This window comes from Paenibacillus sp. oral taxon 786 str. D14, from assembly GCF_000159955.1.
Taxonomy (GTDB): Bacteria; Bacillota; Bacilli; order Paenibacillales; family Paenibacillaceae; genus Fontibacillus; species Fontibacillus phoenicis.
This window is the reverse complement of record NZ_GG695989.1, coordinates 6291-31855: the sequence shown is the minus strand read 5'-3', so window position 1 is coordinate 31855 and position 25565 is coordinate 6291. Positions and strand designations below refer to the sequence as shown.

The window sequence follows — 25565 nt, the reverse complement described above, 5'->3', positions numbered from 1 at the left end:
TCTAAAGAAATAAAGAAGTATATTCAACAAAACAGTAACCGCCTCCGCGCGAGTCAAATAGTCGCCCGGAGCGAACAAATGTCCGCTGCGGCACTTAATCAATCCCGCTTCCGCGGCAGCTGTCACGCTCGAGCTTGCCCATGCGGGGATATGATCCGCATCGTTAAACGGCGGATTCGATTCGGCTGCAAGAGGCAACCGCAATGATCGCGCAGCTATGACGGCCATCTCCGCTCGCGTCACCAAACGGTCTGCGCGGAATGTGCCGTCGCAGTAACCGACTAACAAATCAACCTTGCCCGCTGCATATACATGCGGTTGCGCCCATGCGGCGATCTAGTCGTGATCGACGTAAGCGTCCGCTTCGTCTTCGGAGTCAGCCGCCGATGGCAGCTGCAGCGCGCGTACGAGCATAGCCGCGAATTCCGCACGAGTGACTTGACGCTGCGGACGGAACGTACGGTCGCCGTAGCCGTGGATGAAACCAAGCGATATTGCGTGATTAATTTCGTATTCCGCCCAATGAACGGCGGTATCGACAAAGCCCATCCCGTCGTACTTACTGACTGCCACAACCTGTTGGCCCCGCGCGTAAGCGATCATAACGAGACTGGCATCCACCAATTCGGCACTCTCGAGCACAACAACGGCTTCACCCGGACGAATTCGTTCAAACACAAGCGTTACCAATGTTGCGCTGCCGTTCAAACCGGCGACGCTCCCGACATTCGTATGGGCGAATCACAACTTCGCACCCTCCACGATCGGGTTGACCGAGAAACCCGCAATGCCGCTCTTGGCTTCCTTCAACCGCTAGCGATGCTCATCGAAGCTGAAAATTAAAATTATCTCTCCAATCGGCATTACTATCAAGGAAATCATTAATTGGCTGCAATAAATCTACTTTTACGAATTCCTTCGTCATTGCATCTGGCCACATTACGAACAAATCAGGCATTTCGTTAGCTGCAGCAGCTGTTCTTAGGCGAGTCTTCAAGCCGTCTGTTGGCAGCCCTTCGATTTCCAAATTAATATTCGGATGATCCTGACTAAATTGATCAAGAATGCCTCTCATCGCAATTGCTTTTGCATCCTGACCAGCCCAGTTATGCCAAATCGAAATCGTTACTTGATCCTCAGATGCATTCTCGTTTCCTCCATTGTTGGAACCGTTGTTACCGCAGGCAGTAAGGAAAAGAGCAAAAGCTGCGAGTAAAAATGCGAATTTTTTATTTTCTTCATCTCTCTTATAAACCTCCCTTTTATGTTCTACAATGATAATTGTTGTCTAGATCTTCAGTTTGGGTTAAAGGGATAATCATCAGAATCATGGTAGAAGATTTTCAGATATAGGGTAGTGATTCCGCCCGACTCCAATAATCTCTATTCGTAGGGTGATACGTCGTAGATACTATCAACTTTCAAAATCAAATTTAAGTGGTAATAAACGAAAATACCCCATCATCTTGCTTGCTGAACGTAATACTGGCGAGCTGCCTGCCTTATTTAAGAAGCATTCAAAGATTTTACCTGTTCAACTGCGTAATCGTCCCCTCGGCGCTCATCAAGCGCTGCATCTTGGCAAGATTGTCCGCCTGCATCAAATGATAACTGTTTACCGTATTTTTTTCCGATCGTTCCATCCCGCGATAATTAGCAATTCTCCCGAGCTCATTTCGCCAGCTGTCCAGCCGGGAGATCAGCTGATCCCGAATCTTTCGATATGCCGGGTCATGGAACAGGTTGTGAACTTCCTGGGCATCATCCTCCAGATGATACAGCTCGCCCTCCACGACATCCTCAAGAAACATTGGCGTATATTTCAAATAATGGTCATTCAGCAGCTTATCATGCAGCTGTTCTTGACCAGGATACAAAGTTAGCTTCCATTGCCCGCTTCGAATCATCAGAGCAGGTTCATCCTGCAAACCACCAGTGAAGATGTGTCCGAATACCTCCGTTTTGACAGCAACTTCGTCCCCCCTCAGCAACGGCATCAAGGATGTCCCCTGCACGCATGCTGGCACTTCAATACCTGTTGCATCCATAATCGTAGGCATAATATCCACAATTTCAGCAAAGCTGTCGTAACTTCCTTGATACTTCGATCTGGGAAACTTGATCATCAAGGGGATTCTGCACACTTCTTCATACATAATGCCCCACTTCTCGATAAAGCCATGTTCGCCCATCATTGAGCCATGATCGGAGGTAAAAACAATGATAGAATTATCATAAAGATCTAGCTCCTTTAAGCGAGCGATGACTTGCCCCACCCGATCATCCACATGGGTAATCAAGCCGTAATAGCTGGCTATACTTTTACGATAATCTTCCTCTGTCAAACGATCGAACCCCCGTGCACGGTAATAATAACGATGCATGAGCGGCTTCGACGTCAAATCTTCGTTCCATGTCGCAGGCAAAGGCATATCGTCAGGGTGATACATCGAGGCATACGGTTCCGTTGGAAAATACGGCGTGTGAGGATCGATGATCGACAATCGGTAAAATAATGGTCGCTCACTGTCTTTCAATTCATCCAATCTGTCTATATATGCTCTGGTAACACGAGAATCGGCTGTTTCCTCCGGCTTCTGTGGATTTTTTCCATGGATGATCAAGGAAACCTCTCCCTCATTCTTCTTGTAAACACTTCGATTTAACAGCTCGCGATCCGTTACTCCGAACACACTGACACCGCCATCGTCAAATAAACCACGCGGATAATTTTCCTCAAAGCCGAAGCTGCCGGGCGTATTAAAATGTGTTTTGCCATAGTTGATCGTGCGATAACCATGGTCATGCATCGTTTGGTATAAAGAAACCTCATCTTCGACTGGTGCAAAAGCGTTGTCCAGCACACCATGGCTTAATCCGTATCTCCCCGTAGCCAAGCTCACTCGAGCAGGCGCACACATCGGACAATTCGTATATGCATTCGTAAAAACAGCCGCATCCTTCGCAAGGGCATCCAGGTGAGGCGTTCTCACGATCGGATGGCCTCTGAACCCAAACGTATCTGCTCGCAATTCATCTGTCATAATAAAAAATACAGGTGGTTTTCGGGGCATCATGGATTCATTCTCCTTTCATAGATTATGCATAGGCTCTGATCTCATACACACCGATCCGTTTCGCTCCATTCGTTCGGTGGAACACAAGCTTAAGTTCATTTGTCGTAATCACATCAAATGTCAACTTGTTGACTCTTTGGTGATTTCCTGTAACCTGGACAATTTCTTCAAAGCCATTTTTCCCTTTCGCATACACTGTATAGTCTCGAATCAGAGTCGGGAACACTGTAAAATCGTGATAAATCTCAAGATTGTCGTAATGAAAATTCAAATTGGAGTCAAATACGATTTGCAGCTTGCTCAGCTTTTTCTCGCCATCAAAACGTACATGCACGGTTTCCTCGCCAGTCGTAACAGCAGACAGCCACAAATTCGGCAACCCGTGGTTCCGGGCGTATCCATTGTTCAAATTTTCAGCGCCATAAATATCTTGCTCAGGTCCAAGCAGGAAGCACGGCAGTCCACTATCTCTACTCCACATTTCCTTCTTTACTTCCAACGTATTAATATCGCAAAATGTCGTTCGTCTATTCAATAATATTTTTTTCAAGAAAAACAAGCCATTGATATCATCATTACTTAGACCCAGTTGGAGCGCATCATTGACCTCGAACTCAATAAACAGCTTTCCAGACTCTGTTTTGCAAGGTACTGGTAATTGAACCCAGTTAAAATTGTTGCCTGCCGAAATCGCTACAGACCCCTCGAATAACTTTTGCTGTGGTCCATAGTTTTGTTGCTTGGCTGCAGTGTACACAGTGTAACGCAAGCTAGTATCCGTCTCACTATGAAGACGCAGAGCTATATACTCAAGCGAATCCTTGACCGGAACAATCAATGCGAGACTTTCTTGCAATGTCACAGCGCGATCCATGTTCTCTAAACTGCAGCGTTGCACTGAGCTTGCTGAAAAACGTGCTGTTCGGCATACATCCTCTGGGTCTTCATTTTTCTTGCCAATAATATACTGGTCATTTTTCAAAAGCAATTGTTGAAGCTCATGCATGTGGTGCTCATAAATATCTCTTGGTTGAACTTGATATTTTTTGCAAAGATAAGCCGCAGCCGCACACGATTGGCCAAGCACCGCCAAGGTTGCCATGACCCGCGTTGAGCCAAAAGCAACATGGGAAGTGGACATACAACGGCTGGCTACGAACAGATTGTTGACATTTTTCGAATAACAGCTCCGATATGGGATCGGATATACACCCTGCAGCACGAAATGTCTAGTTGTCATGTCCTTGGAGAAAAAGCCTTCGATTGCATGAAGATCAATCGACCATCCGCCATAGCCGATGGCATCCTCAAAATCATGCTGCTCCACGACATCTTGTTCTGTCAGGATGTAATCGCCAATCAATCTTCTTGATTCCCGCTTGCCCGGAATGCTGCTGACATATTCCAGATCGAACGTGTCAGAGTCATAGTTGCCGCTATTTTTGATATGATTCCAAATGCCGTAAACGAGTTCTCTATGGTTTTGCATCACTTCCTCACTTTGCTCGATTTGATCCTTGCCATGTCCAATTTCATAAAACCATTGCATGCGATATCCTTCATATCGCGTACTGTTTGGATTTCTTTCCGGTATTTCCCGATGCTGCAGCGCTTCTTCCACCTTCAGGCTCTTGGCAAACTCGGGCATCACAAACCGCGCTTTGCGACCAGTATCCTTGGTATACCAAGACAATGTACTAAGCAAAACATGATCGTCTGCTTCATCCGGCGCGATGCGCTCTCCGAACTCCGACTTTGCTTCCCGTCCAGTTCGATATTCCGCTCCCGCCAAATAGCCCACAGTCCCGTCCCCCGTATCATCGAGAAAATAAGGACTATAAAAATCAAATCGTTTTTCAGACCCGGATTGCGAGCCTGATACATACACGATTTTGCCTTCTCCATCGGTTTCGACCTTATCGATATTCGTGTTCAGATACAAATCAATATTTTTTTCCTTCATGACAAAATCGAGTAGTATCGTTTCCCATAAATAGGCGTTGCCTTGCGGATTTCGATATAAATTTTCCAAGCGAAGCTCTTCCATAATGCCTGATTCTCTGGCGTAGAAATTAAATTCCTGCGCGCCATCTGCTCCTGCAACGTTAATTCGATTCTCAGGACTTGCGTTGCCTCCGAGATAACCACGGTTATTAATGAGCGCAACTTTCAAACCTAGTCGGGCAGCCTGCACAGCAGCACAAACCCCGGGCATTCCTCCGCCTATAATTGTCAGATCATACTTGACCACCGTTTTCTTGAACTCCATAATATTTCTTCCTTTCAATTTTATCGAAAATACCTTCTTGTCTTATATCAATAAGATATCCTTTACAAAAGACTTATGAAATACATATAAATGCAAAATACATATCTTATTTCAACTATTTTGGTATACTGTTTATAAGATGGGAAAAATGGAGTGTTGTTCATGGAGCATCAAATTTTTATCAATCGAAATGAGCTTCCTACGCTGCTTACAATCGGGATTTTTGAAACAAAACAGCCTTGGTATCATGTGGATCGCATATTGAACATCAACACGATGATTTTTGTGTTACAAGGGAAGGTTGAAATATGTGAGGAGGATATCGACTATACTGTAACGAAAAACCAGATTTTTTTTCTCAAAAATGGATGTCATCAATGGGGGAAAAAAGTAACGCCACCTGGATCAAAATGGTTCTGGGTTTCCTTTGCTCCCTCTGAGTTCAAGCACTCAGAGAACCAGCTTTTTCTCCCTAAGCATGTAACAGTCGCTGCACCTGAACAATTGACACATACCTTAAATAAAATGCACCGGATCTATCAGTCCGCAGAACCTTTATATCAAGAACGAATCAATGGACACTTGTACGGACTTCTTTGTGATCTAATGTACCAGCACCTGAGTGCCAATATCGAACATCGTTCGAATATGATCGTCACCAGCATCGTCCGTTGTCTGCAGTCCCAGCTGGATCGTCCCTTCGACAGCCAAGCCATTGCAGATGAACTCAATATGAACTATACGTACTTGGGACGATTGTTTAAATCCACAACAGGCACAACAATCAACCAATATTACAAAAAATTGAAGGTACAAAAAGCCATCGAACTCATGCAATCAGATTCACTGAATATTTCACAGATCAGCGAAATGCTTCAATACCCGAATCCTTATTATTTCAGTCGGGTGTTCAAGCAAGTAACAGGACTCTCTCCCAAAGAATACAGACAGCAGCTTTATCGATAATGATCTGAGATCCAGCTTCGCCGCAACTTCGGAACAAAATGCCCGGTTGCCAAATAGAGTAGACCTATGCACGTTTCAGCACGACTTTTTCCATTAGGCAGCTGTGATCGATTCGGTCGAAGAACTTCTCCATGTCGATGTCTACCACGATTCGATAGTTTTCTTGCATGAAGATCCTTGCTTTCCACAAAAAACCGTCAGGATGTGAATTCCCGACGGTATTCTATCAGTTAACTTCTCATTCATAGCATACTTACAAAAACATAAGTAGCCTAGCAATTACTTGTGCACTTTCCGCTCTAGTAGTTTCGTCGAGCGGGGCAAACAGATTATTCGTTCGACCTCGCAACAATCCAAGCTCAATGGCAGCAGCGATGGATGGCTTTGTCCATTCGTTAATTTGGTCCATATCTGCAAAGCTGAACTCCAGATTTTCTGTTGAGACTCCTGTCGAATGTGCAACTTCATAAGCACGAATGATCATAACAGCCATCTCCTGTCTCGTGATGGCGGCATTTGGCATAAAAATTCCATCATTTTTACCATGAACAATGCCTGTTGCATAGGCTGCTGCAACTTCATCTGCAAACCAATCTGTTTCACTGACATCTTGGAATGGAGACGATGATGCTGTATACTGTACGGATAAACCTAACATACGGACAAGCATTGCTGCAAATTCCGCTCGTGTCACGCTACGATGTGGCTCATATTTGTCATCTTCAACTCCGATAATGATATGCTTAGCTGTCACACTCTGAATTGCATCTGCAGCCCAGTATGTTTCACTTACGTCTGTGTATACTTTTTTGTACTCCAAACCTACATATTTGCCTAAACGGTTGACTTTAGCCACCAATTTCCCATCGATGATCTCTCCTCCAACGTACTCCAAGGTACCATCTTCACCAACAAAGTACATCCCCAGTAAATTCGAGTCTGCTTTCGGGGAAACCACCAACTCAATGCGTATCGGTTCTTCGATAGTTGCTGATGAGATCAAATCTCCTTTCTGATCGTTTAGAGATAAAGAAAAATGATATATCCCTGTCACGGGGTTCAGGTTAACATGATTCTTTTTTGAAGCATTTGTTAAGAGCGTTCTCTTCTCTGCTTCATCCATCGGTTTGAATTCAAATGTGATGCCCGCATTAATAAGCATGTCTTCTGTTGCCTTCAATTTTAACGATTCAAGCACATTCGCTGGTATGATCACCTTAAAGCTTTCATTTGTCAATTGCAGCATGTTTGTTCCATTTATTTCTTTAGCGTTTGCTGGTAATATCAATTTATTCTTTCCTTTATCGACTGAAACTTCAATCTTTCCCTCATTCACTACAGGCTTATTGACAACCTCCACTTCAGAAGAATTTGAAGTATCTGCGCCAGGTTCATGCCCGTGGTTTGTCCGAGGAAGCGCTTTGATTTCTAGCAGCATTACACCTTCAGGGTCCAATGAAAACGAATTGCCCATCCGCTTTCCAGTCAACAAATCAGTAACTGTTATATTCATGCCATTAACCATCGACACATCAAGAGTTGCCTGATTTTTCCCAAGATTCAAAATAGTCATGACATAACGATTCTCTCCGTTCGGGACAACGCGCCACATCGCTCCCTTCTTCGTGTTCCCATTCGTTTCTGTGACAACAACAGGAGGCATATGCCCATTGGCAGACACGATCCCGAACGCGCTCGTTGCCATGCTTTGCACATCATGGTCTGCTTTCACAATCAATGTACCATTGCTTGCCTTCAGTGACGCTGCACGTGGTTGTTTATACTCATTGAACTTCAAGCTGGCGTTATCGATAATCACTGTCCCACCCTGATCAAGGTAATCCTGCAAAACGTCAAATTCTTCGTCAGTTACCTCCTGCGTCTCGTAAACAACGATGACATCCCAATCTGAATTTGGCTGTTTCTTTATTATATTCTTTGTTGCAAAACCAATCGGAACTCCGTCAAAGTACATTGACTCATACAAGTCGAATAAATCATCCATGTAATGTTCATCATTGATCGCCGACGTTTCAGAGTAGAATATCCGAATCGGCTTTTTCTGAGTTTGAAACTTCACAATTTCCTCAGAGAATGCATTCAAGTCCATCATCGTCTTGCTCAATTCATTAGCTACGCGAGGCTGCTGGGCAACGGAACCCGGATAAGATTCCAACAATCCTTGCACGCTGGTGGTCATCAAGCGATTCTCGATGGAACCATCGGGATTTCTCCCCCAAAACCAGGTAAAACCTGCATCCATCCCTAGAATCGTTGCCAACCAATACGTTGACCGAACATATTCGGGCTTCATATATAAATCTCGATATGCCGTAGTGGAAAGAAAATGTACTTCCGAATTCACATGTGCTTTATCCGGGCTGACCGAATGCATGAAGTCATACGACATGCCAAGCTCTTTCCAATAATAGGCATAGTGATCGGCCCAATCCTCTGAAGATCCTGTTGCTCTGACATTCAGTTTGCGCGTTTTCGCATCATCACCAATGATTTCAACCATCTCGGTAAGTTTCTCAAAATCAATTCCATGCGTCCTGTTCCCTTCGGCAAACAAGTCCGGCATGATCTTGATATGTGTTTTCGCTCCCGGATCATTCAATTTCACCTGATCATGTAGGAAAGTCAGCCACTCTGTTCCTCTCTCCATATTGAACAGGCTTACATCGTATCCAATCGGCGTCCCTTTATACGATTTTTCCAGCGGTATGACCGTGGCGGCTGCCTCATTGAAGCTGGAGAAAGTCGTTCCCCAGATTGCATTCATCTGGCTTACCGTTCCATGACGTTCACTTAGCCATTGAGCAAACGCTTGAAGAGCGAGATCAGAAATCCCCTCCTGACCGTTAACCTTCTTGGGAACAGCCCAATGCCCTTTTTCAAGGAACCAGTGCGGCTCGTTCGCAAGTAAATACCCAAGCTCTGTATATGGCTTACCAGAAGTAATTGGACCTGTATTTTCCAATACTTTCTCCCAAATATTTCGAATTTCAGGATTATTGATATCATACTTCGTAAACGTCGTAATTCCGTCCCTCAATGTCTCACCATATTGTGCCACCGCCCAGTCTGGAGCAGGTTCGTGCCACAAAATCGTATAGCCCATGCTATTCGTCGGACGATTCATCAGACTGTCGTACTTGCCTAAAGTCGGTGTGCCGTTACTGTCAGAGATAAGGCTCGGATTAAGCGATTCCGGATGATCAATATTGCCTAGGTAATGGTTGTATAGCATCTGATCGTCTGTTGGCACATCCAATGGCTTAGAGAAATAATCATGCAAAAATACTGGCTTACCATTGCTATAAAAATTGCTGCCCTGCAAAGAAATTCCGTTCCAATCCACAAGACGAACCGGCCTACGAACCATTGTACCGTTGATCACCTCTGTCAACTCGGCAATCGCCGTGTCGAGCATCGCAATGATTTCCATCCGCTCAAATTCAGGGAGCTCTTTGGCGAGTTCTTCAGCAGTTTTTCCACCAGGTCTATACCATGAAATGTTATCAAACATTTTTTGGTTCACACTAATATTCTGTTCATCCCAATCCGCATATTTATCAAATTCTTTTGCAAACCACAGCGCTCCCTTCTCCCGTTCCGCATCCAATTTTTTTGATTCCGCTTGTGAAATTAATGTTTCCAGTTCGCTGATCTTATACTGGATCATCGCTTTCAGTTCACTAGTAGACAATGCTCCATATTTCTTTATTGTCTTTTCCTCAATGGCTCCATGATTAACACTGATTTGTATGCTGGCCGTCTTGTTATCTGCAGTCGAAACAGTAACAACCGCATTGCCTTCATCCTTCGTGTTTACAAGTAAATTAATCCGACCATTTTGAACGGAAGCGGTTACGATAGTTTCATCAGAAGAAGTTACTGTTGTGCCTTCGATGCCAAGCTTCTCTTCCGTATTTAAGATGCTTGCGTCGATATAAGTCCCTTCTGATCGAACAGCTATCTCTTTAGGAATTGATCCGATGACTGTTAATACTGCACTAGCTCCTACCGTAAGCTCATTTGTTAAAGAAGTAATTAAAGACTTTAGCACAATTGCTGAACCTTTTGTAATTTCCATGCGGTTTTTGGCAAACAAAGTAACAGTTGAACCATCCTCAATCTTCAAGATACCTGTATTGCCTATCGTTTCGCCTTTCCCTTTAATATACAATGCGCTCCCTGGTTCAAATACTACAGAGCCAACCCCCGCTGCACCCACAATTCCATTGCCGATAATAAAACCCTCATCGCGAAAATCCTGAAGCTGTCCCTTAACAGTAATCTTAGCATTCACTGTCATTTGTGCGGTGAATCTCAGCCTCACATTTTCTGGAACAGTAATATTTCTCTTTATGGTAACAGGTTTGAATACTTCGATAACATCCAACGTAACACCATTGACTACTTCATCGCTTAATTGTCGAGCTACATCCTCCTCCCCTTCCTTAAAACTGTTGATGACAGAAAGCAATTGTTCAGCTGTCGTAATCTCAGCAACCGGTATCAAGCCTTGCTTCTTTGCAGCTATAAAATGATCCATAGCAGCTCCAAGATCGTCCAATGCCAAACCAAGCTCTTCTTCTGTTGCATCGGGACCGTTTTTGGTAGCCTTCGCCTGTTGAATTGCTAGCGCAAAAGTATCATGATCCAACTGTGTAACCCAATACATATCAGCATCAATGTCGGCTCCATCATTGCTCACTAATGTTGCATTAAGATTGGCTTCAGCCAATTTGATTGTCTCGCCTAGTTTTGTTTGATTGACTCCAACAGGAATATAAATGACTCCTTCACCGATTTTACTGGAATCAGCATGGAAAATTGCTCCAACGGCAACTGTTATCTTCTCAATCACCCCACTATTGATCTGCTTGGCAAGCGTTACCGATCCGGATGTAATCTCAGCATGATTGTTCTTGAACAGCGTCAAACTGGCGTCCGATCCCAGCTTGAAAATACCGTTTGGTCCAATAACTTCTGTACCTTGCTGATAGTAACTTCCCCCGGTATGAAAAACGAATGATCCCGAGCCTGTTTCTATCAAACCATCTGTCCTGTTCTCTGGAGTTCGACTGTCCTGCACCGTACCATATACTGTAATCGTTGCGTCTGTTTTGATATTTGCAAATGTTTGTAATTTCACACCACTCGGGATGATAAAGTCCCTGTTTATTTCGATGTCTTCATAAAGCAGTGCAGCATTCCCACTGATCATTACCTTGGAATCGTCTACAGTAATCGTTTTCAAAAATTCTGCTAAATCCGCTACAGTCTCAATCTCAACCGCTGCTTCATCATTTGTGCCATCTTGCATGGCGGCAAGAAAAACATCCGTCGCAGCTTCAAGCACATCAATGGCGTTATCTACGTCAGATTGTGTCGCTGCAGAATCATTCCTTACTTCTAACGCCAAAGATATCGCATGACTATAACTGTCCATGACATCCTGTGTAACCCATTTTTTGGAATTCGAAACATCTGAACTATCTACACTGACTTTGACAGATGCTTTGAAGTTATTCGCATCAGCAATCGCTTCGATTAAAGCTGTTTTATCAACCCCCGTATCGCCCCAATCTATTGGTACTTCCACTGTCCCGTTGATGTTGAAATTTGCTCCAGGAGCTACAATAATGCCTTTCAATATATCTGATGTAATGCTCTTTCCTGCTGGTACCGTAACTGTACCTGTTGTGATTTCTAATCGGTTGTTCGACAGCAATGTGACACTGGAGTCCGAGTCCAAAACAAACAATCCATTGGATCCTACTACCTCAATGCCTTGCTGAAAGTAGCTTCCATAAGTGTCAATCACAACAGTTCCTGTACCAGTGCCGACCAACCCATCAGCTCGGTATTCTGCTCCCCGACTGTCTTGAATTTTCCCTTGGACAATAATCGTTTCGTTAATATTCATCTTCACAAATTGTTGCAGCTTCACGCCGCTCGGAATAGTAAACGGTACATCTAGCGTCACAGGCGTGCTTACTTGAACGGTATTGCCACCGTCAGCCGTCTTTATCTTCGCAGCATCTCCCCCCGGGGTTATCTTCGTTCTCAAATAATCCGCCAATTGCTGTGCATCGGTAATTGTTGGTTCCTCTATGGCATCTACCGGAAAAGCCATCGAAGCAAGCAATACCACACACAATAGAGTTGATATAATTTTTTTCATTATGGTCCTCCTCTACTTATAGTCATTTGCACTTCCCTAAATTGTTCAACAATAATTTTTGATTCAGTAAATGTGCAATCAACTCCCATGTAAGCGCATTCAATTAAAGCTATAATGCAACAATTAACTGTCAATTCATTTAACAGAAATAGTGAACCAGAGGGATTCCTCTAGTTCACTATCCAATGTATTGTTGATTACTTCCCTACATAAGAATCATAATATTTTTGATACAGTGCTTTATATTCATCAACTCTCAGCTTCTTTAACTGCTCAAGATGGTTGTTCCAGTCTTCATCTGTAAAACCATTCATTACAAATTTAGCGTAGGTGCTGGCGTAGTAGCCATTTTTACCGTTCAAGTCAAGATTGATTTCAGCCAGCTTTTCTCCGTCCTCCGGGCTCCAAAGCATATCATATATGAGTTCATCCGTTGTGTAAGGAAGATACATATTGTAATACGCTCTCTTTTCATCCGCTTGTTCATCAATCAAACGATCAACCATCTCTTTCAACACGATGACAGTCGCACCATTACCCGGAGCTTCCGAATGCTTGAAATCACCTGCATTCATGCCTTCTGGAACTGGTATAGGGGTAAATGTATTATCTGAATTTTCTTCTACTGTCACCCCAATTGGTCCAATCTCAAATTGGAAGCTTAGCAATTCATCATACATGGTGTCCATCCATTGCATAGTGATCTCTGGATATTTATTAACTGACGTAATGGCAAATGCACCCTTATTGAGCGCAACCGGCATGCGCAGCCATCCTTGTTCTCCATTCGCGCCCTTAAGCGGCATAACAGGCACGTAATCTTCATTCACATTCCCAAATACACTACGCTGTGAGTATCCGAAAAAGGCACCAACCGGTACATCTGCATTTCGAACCTTGGTCACGTAAGTATTCTCATCATGTGTGAATACTTCCGGATCAATAAGCCCTTCCTTGAATAATTTGCTCATATATTGCAGATATGTTTTATATTCCGGTTGCTCTGGAGCATATCTTACTTCTCCGTTATCGACATACAGATTGTTACGCGGATCATCCAACTTGATTCCGAATGACCCTGCCAAAGAATTCGCTCCATTGGCAGCATTGTTAAACTGGAAGGATAATGGAATTTCATCTTGTTGTCCGTTTCCATTTGGATCGTCTTCCTTAAACGCTTTTAGCGTCGTGTAAAATTCATCAATGGTGGTTGGAACCGACAATCCAAGATTATCGAGCCATTTCTTGTTGATAAACAGAACTGGTGCGATTTCGTTAAAATCCCGTTCTACAATAGTGGGAAGTGAGTAGATATGACCATCCGGAGCTGTAAGCATCTTTTTGAATTCAGGACGCTGTTCAAAAACTTTTTGCAAATTCGGTGCATATTGCTCAATCAACCCTTCCAACGGGATAATCGCCCCTTGACTACCTAATTTCACGATTTCTGCATCACTTAATACAGCTCTCCCATAAAACACATCCGGTAAATCTCCACTGGCAAGCAGGATATTCTTCTTCTCACCAAGATGCTCCCAGCTAACCTGAGTCCACTCTACATCGACATTGGTAAGCTCCTTCAACTCTTTAAACATTTGCAGCTCGTTATAATCCTTCTTCACCTGCGGTGCGGTATTCGCAAAAATCTCTAATTTTACAGGTTCTTGTAATGGAAACTGAATTCGATCTGCCGTATCCTTCTGCTGATCGTTCATTTCATTATTACTGGAGCTCCCCGGCCCGGTAGATTGATTACCATTGCCTGGTTCGTTGTTCCCCCCTCTTGAACATCCACTAACCAATAACGCTACAATGACCACTACATACACACATGAAAGCAACCATTTTCTTCTCACTTCTGTGACCTCCTTAAGAAATTTTTGATTTATTCATGAAAGTCCGGTTAACCTTTCACCGAACCAATCATGACACCCTTGACAAAATATCGTTGCAGGAATGGATACAAGACAAGAACAGGAAGACTTGAAACAACCACCATTCCGTACTTCACAAGACCTGCAACCTTCTGTTCCTCTACTGCATCGTTTGAATCATTAATCATATTCAGCTGCGCCTCACTAACAATCAAAATCTTGCGCAATATCACTTGCAACGGCTGAAGATTTACATCATTCAAGTAAATAAGTGCCTGAAAGTAGGAATTCCACATTGCAACTACGTTAAACAGCACCATAACAGCTATGATCGGCAAAGAAAGTGGTAGAACCATTTTCGTAAAAAATTTAATATTACCACACCCATCCATCATCGCCGCCTCCAGCATCTCTTTGGGTATCGTACTCTGGAAAAAAGTTTTGACAATGATCAATTGATAGACACTCACTGCACCAGGAACAATCATCGCCCACACAGTATTAACCATCCCAAGGTTTTTGACCAACAAATAGGTCGGAATCAATCCACCGTTAAAAAACATCGTAAACAAAATCAAAATCATAAAAAGACCTGATAGCGGCAAATCCTTCCGTGAAAGAGCATAGCCCCCTGTGATAATAAGACTAACTCGAAATATTGTGCCAAACACTGCATAGAACACCGTATTATAGTACCCTCTCCATATCTCATCATCGCTCAAAATGCGCTCATAGCCTATCCATGTAATGTCCTGGGGCCAAAATCGGATTTGTCCTGCATTCACTAGGTCCGGATCGCTGATAGAAGCAATGATAATAAAGTACAAAGGGTACATAACAATAAACAAAACCCCACAGAAAAATATGACATTCATCACATCAAATAATTTATCCGATTTACTTTTACTCAAAGTATCCATGTGCTGTCCCCCTACCACAGACTTGTTTGCGAGAAACGCTTGGCAATAAAATTCACACTGACTAGCAAGATACAATTGATAACTGAATTAAACATGCCAATTGCTGCAGAATAGCTATACTGTGCATTTAACAGCCCACTCTTGTAGACATAAGTCTGAATAATTTCAGCTGTAGAAATATTCAATGGATTCTGCATCAAATACACCTTCTCAAAACCAACTGACATAAAATTGCCGATACTCAGAATAAGCAATACAATCACTGTCGGCATAATTCCTGGCAAATCTATATGCCAAATTCGCTTTATTTTACTTGCTCCATCTACAACAGCCGATTCATGCAACTCTGGATTAATTGATGTGAGTGCTGCCAAATATATAATCGTTCCCCAACCTGCATTTTGCCAGACACCGGACCAAACAAAGATGGAGGTAAACCATTCCGCTTTGGCCATGAAATATATACTATGAAATCCCAATCCCTCTAATAGTTGGTTTATAATACCATTTCTTGGATTCGTAAATAAGTAAAGCATACCCACAATGACGACTGTGGAAATAAAATGTGGTGCGTAGGTGACAGTTTGTACAATCCTTTTAAACTTCCGGCTTGTAAGCTGATTGATCAGCAATGCCAATATAATTGGTATTGGAAAAAGAACTAGCTCGTAAATACTAATCGTTATAGTATTAAGTAATATTTCCCAGAATTTGTAATTTTCTATAAAACGCTGGAAATTATCAAATCCAACCCAGGGACTATCCAATATTCCTTTGAACGGCAAAAAGTTTTTGAACGCAATTTGTAAACCATAAATCGGACCATATTCGAAAATTGCAAAATAAAGAAGCGTCGGCAGAAGCAATAAGTATAAATCATAATATCGTTTCCATCTTGCTAGCAATTTCTTCCCCTCCAGTCTTATCTTCTAAACTTGTTGTTGAACTGTACTCTCCACAAGCTCTCCAATTCTTAAGCGCTTTCAGAATGTCGCATGCATCGTAATCTTAGCAACTCATTTCCTTGCTTGCAATCGGTGAAATTCGGAATCATATGCGGAAAAAATAAAGCCTAAAATCCCTGCCGTATCAAGGGATTTCAGGCTTTATTGACTTTTATCATAAAGAAGTGAGAGGCTTCAGTCCAAGACATTTTCGTCAGCTTAACGAGTTTTCTATGCCATGTCGACCAGAGTCCCTTGTCCTTTGCAGACGCAGATTGAATCGGGATTTAATTCACTTCGCATAGACAGCTGAATCGAAATATTTCTCAATCTATTTATCTTGAATCGCCTTATCGCCGCGTTCTTTGATGTTTTGAATCGTGGATTCCAGATCTTGCTCTTTGACCAGATATTTTTCAACTTCTTCGGTAATAACCTTCTCATATTGGACATTGTTTGGTCCCATTACTTTTTCACCTACAAACTCAGCTTCTGGACTTGTGAAAATATATTTGAGATGGTCTACCGTAATATCATCATCTGCCAACAACTCACCAAATTGATTAAACAAGTTGTCTTGTGCAACCGTACGGTTGGCTGATTCTGAAGATACCGCATATTTAGCTGAAAGTCTGCTCAAATCAATGGCAATTTCCAAAGCAAGCTCCGGATCTGCAGAAGTAGGGGAAATACCAAAACCGTTCACGATTCCCCACGTTTTCATCTTCTCACCACTGTCCACTGGCATTGGAGCAACACCGATTTTCCAGTCACGAGGGAAATTATCCTTGTCAGCCGCCCATGGCAACACCCAACCACCTTGAATATTCATACCGTATTGACCATTCATAAACGCTGGAGGATCAATTTTTGAAGTTGCAGTATTCGCATGGGTCGGCATACTTTTATCCACATGCATCATGTTGTAGACGCGTTCCAATCCTCTTGCGAAGGCCGGTTGTTCGATATTGGACAATCCTTCCTCGTTATAGAAGTGTTCGCCGCCACCAAGTTCCATGATCGCATCGCCATACCAGAATGTTCCCCATGGCAGATAAAATGCGCCATACACTTTATCAGAGCCTTCACCGCTTGTCAGCTGTTTAGCCACTTCACGGTACTCATCCCAAGTCATCGGTACTTTATCATCTGGATACGGCACACCAGCCTGATCAAAAATATCTTTGTTGTAATAAAGCGCCCATCTGGTAATGTTATGTGGAACAATGAAAATTTCACCATTATTAGAAGCATTCTCTACGTATGGTCCAAATTCCTTATCGAAATCGACACCGATTTCCTTCGCGAGATCATCCAGCGGGACGATCGTGCCTGCATCAGCCCATTGCTGCTGAATCATCGGATTGGGAACAATCATAATATCGACCTGACTGCCACCAGCTATGGCAATCGGAACAGACGTAAGGTAATCTGCTTCCCTGCCATGAAATTCAAACTCTACATGACTATATTTGTCCAACGTTTGAATTTCTTTCATCGCTTCCTGCATTTTAATATCTTCATCAATGCCACTTAGATGAATAACCATCTTGATCGGTTCCTTCTTCTCGGACTGGTCATCTGTTTTTTGCCCACCTTGATTGCTCGCAGCTTTGTTATCGTTCTGACCTGCGTTGCCATCATTGACTGAATTATTGTTGCCACAAGCCGCCATGATGAACAGGAGCATTGACAACACCAAGAACAACGTCATGCCTCTTTTCATTTTCATTCTCCCCTTTTATCATATTTATCATTAAGCAGCTTTGCCCGCTTAATAACCACATCACATAGCGAAAATTACCCTTTCACGCCAGAGAGGGCGATCCCTTCAACAAAATGTCTCTGGGCAAACAAATACACAATGATAATCGGAACTAACGCCATTGTTGCACCAGCCATCTGTACAGCGAAGTTCGTAGAATACTCTCCCTTGAAACTGGCAATCCCTACACTCAGCACTTGATTGTTCACATCACTGATATAAATCAACGGGCTTAAATATTCGTTCCATCCCCACGTAAATGCCAAAATAAATAATGCGGTAATCTGTGACTTGGCTAGTGGCAACACAATCCGAAAAAAAGTACTATACTCATTACAACCATCGATTCTTGCTGCCTGAAGCAGATCATTAGGAATGGATGTGAAAAATTGACGCATCAAGAAGATAGAAAAAGCATTAAACATCCATGGTAATGCGACACTTATCACATTATTGATCAGACCGAGTGACTTAAAGATCATAAACTGTGGAATGATCCGCACTTCGACTGGTATCATCATCGTAGCGATAAATATCATAAAAATTACATCTTTCCCTTTAAACTCCAGCTTCGCAAATGCATATCCGGCAATGGTGCTTACAGATAAAACGAGACAAACAATATACAAGGTAACCAAGGCCGTATTCATATACCAATTCAGAAATGGAAATTCTGTCATCGCCGTGATATAATTGCTTACATTAATCTTGGAGGGTATCCATTCAATTGGCATTTTGAACACTTCACTTTCGTACTTTAGCGAAGCTGACATCATCCAAGCCAATGGAAAAACCATCAAGACACCAAACACAGCTAACATTAACGTTAAAATGAGCATGGAAAGCCCTTCCCTGCGAATATTCATGACCTTCCCTCCCTACACATATTTCACCCAGTATTTTTGCCCAATCCACTGAATCATCGTAATGATGACAACCATAATGAAGAACAACCAAGATACCGCTGAAGCATAGCCCATATTGTATTGTTTGAATGCGGTATCATAAATATGAAAGACCATAGTCACCGTTGAAGTACCCGGTCCGCCATTAGTCATCACCATTACTTCAGCGAAAATCTGGAATGAAGAAATCACAGAAGTAATCACCAGGAAAAATGTAGTAGGTGAAATCATGGGCACGGTGATCTTGAAAAACTGTTGCAGTTTATTGGCGCCGTCGATGGATGCCGCCTCATAATAAGTGCGAGAAATCCCTTGTAGCCCAGCCAAAAAGATCACGATACAGTAGCCAACATTTTTCCAGATCCAGAATAATGCTATCGTAGGCAAGGCCCATTTCACGCTAGTTGACCATCCAGGTACTGGATCGACACCAAGAGATTGCAATAATGCATTGACTGGTCCAAATTCGGGATGAAAGATAGCCGAAAAAACTAAAGCTGCTGCAGTAATTGTCGTGATATACGGCACAAAGTACATCGCTCTCAGCACACCTCTACCCATGATTTTCGTATTGAGCAAAGAAGCGATTACCAAAGCCAGAAACAATAAAATTGGGACTGCCATGATCACAATCAAGATGTTGTTGACAAAACCTATTCGAAAATATTCATTATCAAAAGCCTCTTTATAATTTTCAAGACCAATAAATGTAGATCCTTCAGCCCCTTTGAACATGTTCCAATCCATGAAGCTTATATATAAAGAGTTAAACAGTGGATAAGCCATAAATAACATGAATCCGATTAATGCAGGCAAAATAAAGGAATACCCGACCAAATTGTCTCTAAGCGTGATCTTTCTTTTTGTTTTCATATTCTCCTCCCTTTTTTCTTCAACAAGAGCTTAAATCTCCGGTGTACCGATGTTCCAATGAATATTTGATTTAGTAATCACACGATACATATGATTAACAATGTCGCGATAGCCTTCCAGCTTATACTTCTCGTAAGCTTAATGGTCCCAGACATTTTTCCTCCGGATCGTGATTCAAGCCATATTATTCACCATATTCATTATTTATATAATGAACCGTTTTGACTCCGCATCGAATCTCCCCGTTAATATACCTTGCATTCATATTTTCGCTGGAATTGGATCCTGCGCCGCTTCCAGATAAGTTTCAACACTATCGATATCGTTGACTTCATCGGCACCTGGAACCCTTTACAGCATTTGATCGGCGGTTGCACAAACATCTGCATACACATGCCTTGTATGGAACGAACATTCGACAACATTTGCTGTTGCTGTCATCATCATTCCTAGTCGCGCCTTAAAAACCGTTAATATTATGTTTGCACCTCCTATTTAACTATATATATAACAATGTTTTGTATTCAAACAATAAACGACAGCGCTTACATTGTCAATTGTTTTTATACAATACTATATATATAATAATTGACTATATTTAAAATTGGATGTAGGTTTAATGTAATACTATTTAAATAAGGAGTGATTCACTTGCAAACAAACAAACGACCACACGTTTTTTTTCTAATGTGCGATGAGCTCAGAGCAGACAGTCTTGGTTATATGGGAAACTCCATTGTGAAAACCCCTCATCTTGACAACCTGTCTAAAGATGCCGTCATATTTGAGAACGCCTATACCAATTGCCCGATGTGCGTACCTGCCAGAGCAAGCATGATGACAGGCAGAAATCCGATCAGCAATGGTGTTTTGGATAATGCGATGCTTATGATTGACGATGAAAAGCCTCTCCCTGATTTACTTCGCCAAAACGGTTATACAACAACGCTCTTTGGTAAGCTTCATGTTCATCGCTCCGCTGAAGAAATTGGGTTCGAGGAATTTCAAAGTGGATATGGCGATCCTTATACAAGTTTTCTCGGCATTAAAGATCCCGAAATGCGAAAAAAGTCCAGCTACAAAAAAAATGAAGGCGATATTCCTTTAGTCATCCACGGAGAAAGCCCGACCCATCCCGATCAAACACCATGCTCCCGCTTAACAGAAGATTATATTCGTCGCATATCAGAAATTCCGGGAAGTGATAAACCGATATTCCATCATCTATCCTTGCATGACCCACATACACCATACATGCCAACAAAACCATACTCTGAAATGTATGATCCAGCACAAATGCCGCTTCCGCCAAACGCAGGCAGATCACTCGATGATAAACCGATCACCCATCGGTATTTTCACAAAGTGCGTGGCTTTGACAAACTGACCGAAGAAGATTACCGTAAAAGCTTAGCCAGCTATTATGGATTGGTCACCCATGTTGATGATCGCATTGGAAAAGTGATCGCCAGATTGAAGGAACTGGAGCTTTATGATGACTCCTTGATTATCTTCACCTCAGATCATGGCTCGATGATGGGGGAGCATGGTTTCGTGGAGAAATGGGGACACATGTATGAGCCTGTCGTTCGAATTCCGTTATTAGTAAAGCTGCCACAAAATGTAAACGGCGGCATGCGACTCGATACGTTTGCAGAAATTATAGATATTCTGCCTACTATATTGGATGCTGCAGGAATTGCAGTACCGGAAGAGGTCCAGGGAAAAAGCTTGCTGCCCGTATGCCGCGGTGAATCGAAGGAGCATCGAACAGAAGCCCATAGCCAATACTTCTGTGGTTCTCTTCACAGAGAGCCAGCACTCATGATCCGCGATCACCAATGGAAGCTGACAATCTATCCGGAGCAAGAATCGATCCATGAGAAGCTTTATGGAGACCATTACTTGAAATACTCACCGTTCTTCGACCTGCCACTAGTAGAAGGAGAGCTTTACGATTTGCTCAGCGACCCTTACGAGCAGCATAATCTGTTCGATAATCCGAAGTATGCCGCTCAGAAGGAAGAAATGCTGTCCAAGCTTGAAAGTTGGAAGCAGAGTTTGGGAGCGCTTGCTGACTATCGCGGATTAAAGCAAGCGAATATGAATCAAGTCTATAAATTCATCCTCGATCAAGCTGACAATTGGAGTAAGGTTGCCGATACACTTCAAGCTGATGGGGGAATCACGCAATGTACGCGACAACAATAATAATATGGAAATAGGATGAAATGATGTAAAGGAGAAGGTCCAGCAAACGACTTTCTCCTTTTGTGCATCTCCTGACGTTGCTAAGCTTCTTGACATTTTATCCATTAATTTAATGTACCCCAAAAGCATACAAGTAACACCTTGTTTTTTGATAATCCTCCATAAAAAATTAACTCCGAGTGTCCTACTTTCGTAGAACACTCGGAATTTTTGGTTTAGGTAGGTTTTGTCTCAGCCTCAATTTTAATTTTCCTAGCTTGTTCAATGCTCCTCATTAAACTTGCCAGATGCGCCTTGGCAATACTTCTTCGGTTTCGATCAAGCTATCCAACAGTTGCAGCTGCAGCTGAACACGCAATTCCGGAAACTTATCCCATAAGTTAATCAGCTCATCCGGATCTGTTTGATGATCGTACAACTCACCGTATTGGGCTGACGGAATGTAGCTCAACCTGTAGCGGTCGGTCACAATCGTTTTCATATGCCATTCTTCTGTTCCTTTATTGATGACCAACTCTTCTTTCTCAAGTTGAATGTTGAGATGATACGGTTCGTGCCGATGTTCAATCAGAGCATAATCCCTCACTTTGTCTTGTTCACCTGCCAAAACACTGCGCAACGACGTTCCTTGCACACCATATGGAATTTCTGCCCCTGCTGCATCAAGCAATGTCGGCATAACATCAATTAGACTGGCCACATTGGACACACGTCTGCCACTTACTGCCGTACCCGGCCACTTGATCATCAAAGGAATGCGCGTTAACCCTCTTGCATGGACCGCTCCCTTCAACCATAGTCCATGATCACCAAGCCACTCCCCATGATCAGAAGTAAATATGATAATCGTGTTGTCTGCCAGCCCCTCTTCCTCCAGTGTCTTCATCAAGCGACCAATACAATCATCGATCATACTAACGCAGCCATAATAATGCGCAATAATTTCCCGAACCTTCTCCTCACGAATATCCTTCCATTTTCCTCGATTCAAATAATATTGTACATGCTCTGGCGATTCACTTCCCCACTCTCCATCACGACCCACAGGCAAGAGAATCTCCTGTGGGTCGTACATATCACAATATGGTCTTGGCGGATTAAACGGCTCATGCGGTTCCTGATATCCAATCCACGCATAGAACGGACGATCCTTGTTTTGTTTGATGAACTCGATCGCTTTGTTTGTCGTCCATGTGGACGAATGAATCTCCAGCGGCACAGCCGACTTCCAGCTACGATATACACCATCAGATGGCTCTCCATGAATGTCCTGATCAAAGAGAGGCACCTTGTCTGGATGCTGCTCATGAACCCATAAACCGTAATGGCCGCCCTTCATCCCGTAATCACCGTGTCCCATACTCATCTGTACATGATCAAATCCGTAATAAGGCCCCTCAAATTGCCGCCAGTACGCCCAGCATTCCTCTGGTGCAACACCATTATTGATTTGCACCGACTCCGGATTGACTTTGGGATCTCCTTTGTATGGCGTAAAGTGAGCTTTACCAATCAAACCTGTTGCGTACCCGGACTTACTTAATAAATGGGCAATGGTCTGCTCTTGCTGGCTTAGCGGGATCCCATTGCGATATAAACGGTGGGCGTGCATGTATCTGCCCGTAAGCAGTGTTGCACGTGAAGGCATACACAGCGGATGTGTACAGTGAGCATTTTCAAACAACGTACCCGATGCAGCCAGCTGATCCAGATTCGGCGTTCGTATCACTGTATTTCCATAACATCCTAACGAATCTGCCCGCTGTTGATCTGTATGAATAAATAAAATATTCGGTCTCTCTGTTTTGTTCATCTTATCATTTCCCCTCCTCCTATCTACCAATCTGCTACTGAGCCGTCATCGTCGTGGAACCATCGAGGGGAGCGCCAATTCCCTTCATACATCATGTCTTTCAACTGAATTTCATCCACTTCAATCCCTAGTCCTGGCTGATCTGACAGTTCAATATATCCTTCGTTGACCTCAAACGGCTTCTTCAAGTACCCCTCCCCTAATGTCACATGCTCCTGAGCCACGAAGTTGGCGGCATGAGCGGAAACCTGAAGACTGGCTGCCAGGTTGATCGGGCCTAACGGATTGTGCGGCGCAAAACCGGCATAATACACTTCCGCCATCGCTGCAATGCGTCTTCCCTCGGAAATGCCTCCGCAATGTGCAAGATCAGGCTGCACGATTGCCGCAGCTTGTTTTTCCAGTAATTCCCGAAATCCCCATTTCGTATATAAACGTTCGCCTGTTGCAATCGGAATGGATGTAGAACGAGCAACAGTTACCATCGCGTCCACATTTTCAGGCAAACAAGGCTCTTCAATAAACAATAGATCAAGCTTCTCAAACCGTTTGGCCAGTTGGATCGCAAATGTCGGACTAACCCTCCCATGGAAATCAATGGCAAAGTCGATATGCGGACCAATCGCCTCACGAATGGCTTCCATCCGTTCTACTTGAGCAGCAATAAATGCCGGACCTTCCACAAAACGCGGCTTGGCTTCTAAACCTGCTTTGACCATCGTGAATCCTTCTGCCACTGCCTGTTTGGCGCTTTGCACCGCTTCTTCCGTTGTATCCCCAATCACATGCTTATACATGCGTATGCGACTTCGCACGGAACCGCCAAGAAGTTGATAGACTGGCACGTTTAACGACTTGCCTAGTATGTCCCACAGTGCCTGATCCACACCGCTTATCGCGCTGCACAGAACAGGACCGCCCCGATAGAACAAACCTCGGTACATCGCTTGCCACAAAAATTCAATCCTTGTTGGATCCTCCCCGATTAAAAACTCCTTCAACTCTTGAAGCGCCGTCTCTACCGTACGAGACATTCCTTCCACAACGGCTTCTCCCCAACCGGTGATCCCTTCATCTGTTGCTATTTTTACAAAGGTGAATCTTGGCTTTACATGTAACACATTTACCGCTGTAATTTTCATCCTGCATTCATTCCTTTCCCATCATTAACCTTTCACTGCGTCGGAATGGTCCTCGTTAAAATATCTCTGGCAAAATAAGAAAACAATAATGATTGGCACTAATGTAATCATAGCACCCGCAGCCAGTGCAGTCCGATCAGAGGAATACTCTCCGAAAAAGGCATACATGCCAAGTCCAAACATTCTTAGTTCGGGAGCAGAAATGAGCAATACCAACAATACAACCGTTAAGATTACAATTGTAGTGTTCAGAAAAAACACATCAAACTTCGCCACGTTCTATGCAAGGATCACATTACCGAATGTAAACTCTTTGGGAATCAAATGTCGCCCATCAACAAATGCATTTCTGATTCAATACAGCATAGTCGGCTCGGTATTAAACTACAGTATTTTCCCTTGTAGTTGATGCGATTCTATCAATTACCGTTCGTTCCCTCTCAATTGCTCTCGACCCATGACAACGCTGAGCAGACGGACATATCGCACGCAAGTTGTCCTAGCGCATTTATGAGTTTTATCCATGGACTTTTTGAAGTTCTCCTCCAACACATTGGTTGTATCCGACATTTTCACATCACCTATTCCATTAAAAGTTATTTAATATTGC

The 25565-nt window shown here is 43.1% G+C and carries 16 protein-coding genes; 2 read left to right on the top strand and 14 right to left on the bottom strand.

The annotated features are described in order from the left end of the window. The 5 genes from POTG_RS23335 to POTG_RS18560 all read right to left on the bottom strand — a co-directional run. A partial coding sequence (locus tag POTG_RS23335; protein ID WP_269724345.1) for an S-layer homology domain-containing protein occupies positions 1–336 on the bottom strand: 336 nt, incomplete at its 3' end. Continuing rightward, on the bottom strand, positions 337–708 hold the full coding sequence (locus tag POTG_RS18575; RefSeq protein ID WP_036646203.1) for an S-layer homology domain-containing protein: 372 nt from the start codon (positions 706–708) through the stop codon (positions 337–339). A gap of 115 nt (positions 709–823) precedes the next feature. Then, a complete protein-coding gene (locus tag POTG_RS25260; RefSeq protein WP_009226394.1) occupies positions 824–1075 on the bottom strand; it encodes an extracellular solute-binding protein in 252 nt (83 codons plus the stop codon). Between the two features lie 451 nt (positions 1076–1526). After that, positions 1527–3044: a sulfatase-like hydrolase/transferase gene (locus tag POTG_RS18565; protein ID WP_232282352.1), complete on the bottom strand. Its 1518-nt coding sequence runs from the start codon at positions 3042–3044 to the stop codon at positions 1527–1529. 55 nt (positions 3045–3099) lie between these two features. Further along, complete coding sequence (locus tag POTG_RS18560; protein ID WP_009226392.1) at positions 3100–5346, bottom strand: FAD-dependent oxidoreductase; 2247 nt, start codon at positions 5344–5346, stop codon at positions 3100–3102. Positions 5347–5508: 162 nt separating this feature from the next. On the opposite strand from POTG_RS18560, the gene POTG_RS22820 reads away from it, so the two are divergent. Next, entirely contained in the window at positions 5509–6312 is an 804-nt protein-coding gene (locus POTG_RS22820) for an AraC family transcriptional regulator (RefSeq protein WP_009226391.1), read from the top strand. A gap of 253 nt (positions 6313–6565) precedes the next feature. Here POTG_RS22820 and POTG_RS22815 read toward each other — a convergent pair whose 3' ends face one another. From POTG_RS22815 to POTG_RS18520, 7 genes are all read right to left on the bottom strand, one after another. Further along, positions 6566–12508: an S-layer homology domain-containing protein gene (locus POTG_RS22815; protein ID WP_050769814.1), complete on the bottom strand. Its 5943-nt coding sequence runs from the start codon at positions 12506–12508 to the stop codon at positions 6566–6568. Positions 12509–12705: 197 nt separating this feature from the next. Next, the gene (locus POTG_RS18545) at positions 12706–14364 is read right to left on the bottom strand and encodes an extracellular solute-binding protein (protein ID WP_009226389.1); all 1659 of its coding nucleotides are present in this window, start codon (positions 14362–14364) and stop codon (positions 12706–12708) included. A 47-nt stretch (positions 14365–14411) separates the two neighbouring features. Then, the gene (locus tag POTG_RS18540; protein WP_009226388.1) at positions 14412–15302 is read right to left on the bottom strand and encodes a carbohydrate ABC transporter permease; all 891 of its coding nucleotides are present in this window, start codon (positions 15300–15302) and stop codon (positions 14412–14414) included. A gap of 11 nt (positions 15303–15313) precedes the next feature. Beyond that, complete coding sequence (locus tag POTG_RS18535; protein WP_157273508.1) at positions 15314–16207, bottom strand: ABC transporter permease; 894 nt, start codon at positions 16205–16207, stop codon at positions 15314–15316. A 370-nt stretch (positions 16208–16577) separates the two neighbouring features. Next, positions 16578–17972: an ABC transporter substrate-binding protein gene (locus tag POTG_RS18530; RefSeq protein ID WP_009226386.1), complete on the bottom strand. Its 1395-nt coding sequence runs from the start codon at positions 17970–17972 to the stop codon at positions 16578–16580. Positions 17973–18046: 74 nt separating this feature from the next. After that, a complete protein-coding gene (locus POTG_RS18525; RefSeq protein WP_009226385.1) occupies positions 18047–18877 on the bottom strand; it encodes a carbohydrate ABC transporter permease in 831 nt (276 codons plus the stop codon). 12 nt (positions 18878–18889) lie between these two features. Continuing rightward, entirely contained in the window at positions 18890–19789 is a 900-nt protein-coding gene (locus POTG_RS18520) for a carbohydrate ABC transporter permease (RefSeq protein WP_009226384.1), read from the bottom strand. A 642-nt stretch (positions 19790–20431) separates the two neighbouring features. Between POTG_RS18520 and POTG_RS18515 the strand changes: the two genes are divergently transcribed. Further along, positions 20432–22000, top strand: coding sequence for a sulfatase family protein (locus POTG_RS18515; protein WP_009226383.1), 1569 nt, complete (start codon positions 20432–20434; stop codon positions 21998–22000). Positions 22001–22274: 274 nt separating this feature from the next. On the opposite strand, the gene POTG_RS18510 is transcribed toward POTG_RS18515, so the two are convergent. Together POTG_RS18510 and dgoD are read right to left on the bottom strand one after the other, a co-directional pair. Beyond that, positions 22275–23813 (bottom strand): sulfatase family protein, encoded by a 1539-nt coding sequence (locus POTG_RS18510; RefSeq protein ID WP_036646197.1) that lies wholly within the window; start codon positions 23811–23813, stop codon positions 22275–22277. Positions 23814–23836: 23 nt separating this feature from the next. After that, complete coding sequence (dgoD, locus tag POTG_RS18505; protein WP_009226381.1) at positions 23837–24955, bottom strand: galactonate dehydratase; 1119 nt, start codon at positions 24953–24955, stop codon at positions 23837–23839. Between the last annotated feature and the right edge of the window lie 610 nt (positions 24956–25565).

What these genes read in the sequence shown, in the direction of transcription:
- POTG_RS25260 (WP_009226394.1), bottom strand. Translation starts at nt 1,075, where the DNA reads ATGAGAGGCATTCTTGATCAATTTAGTCAGGATCATCCGAATATTAAT.
- POTG_RS18565 (WP_232282352.1), bottom strand. Translation starts at nt 3,044, where the DNA reads ATGACAGATGAATTGCGAGCAGATACGTTTGGGTTCAGAGGCCATCCG.
- POTG_RS18560 (WP_009226392.1), bottom strand. Translation starts at nt 5,346, where the DNA reads ATGGAGTTCAAGAAAACGGTGGTCAAGTATGATCTGACAATTATAGGC.
- POTG_RS22820 (WP_009226391.1), top strand. Translation starts at nt 5,509, where the DNA reads ATGGAGCATCAAATTTTTATCAATCGAAATGAGCTTCCTACGCTGCTT.
- POTG_RS22815 (WP_050769814.1), bottom strand. Translation starts at nt 12,508, where the DNA reads ATGAAAAAAATTATATCAACTCTATTGTGTGTGGTATTGCTTGCTTCG.
- POTG_RS18540 (WP_009226388.1), bottom strand. Translation starts at nt 15,302, where the DNA reads ATGGATACTTTGAGTAAAAGTAAATCGGATAAATTATTTGATGTGATG.
- POTG_RS18530 (WP_009226386.1), bottom strand. Translation starts at nt 17,972, where the DNA reads ATGAAAAGAGGCATGACGTTGTTCTTGGTGTTGTCAATGCTCCTGTTC.
- POTG_RS18525 (WP_009226385.1), bottom strand. Translation starts at nt 18,877, where the DNA reads ATGAATATTCGCAGGGAAGGGCTTTCCATGCTCATTTTAACGTTAATG.
- POTG_RS18520 (WP_009226384.1), bottom strand. Translation starts at nt 19,789, where the DNA reads ATGAAAACAAAAAGAAAGATCACGCTTAGAGACAATTTGGTCGGGTAT.
- POTG_RS18510 (WP_036646197.1), bottom strand. Translation starts at nt 23,813, where the DNA reads ATGAACAAAACAGAGAGACCGAATATTTTATTTATTCATACAGATCAA.
- dgoD (WP_009226381.1), bottom strand. Translation starts at nt 24,955, where the DNA reads ATGAAAATTACAGCGGTAAATGTGTTACATGTAAAGCCAAGATTCACC.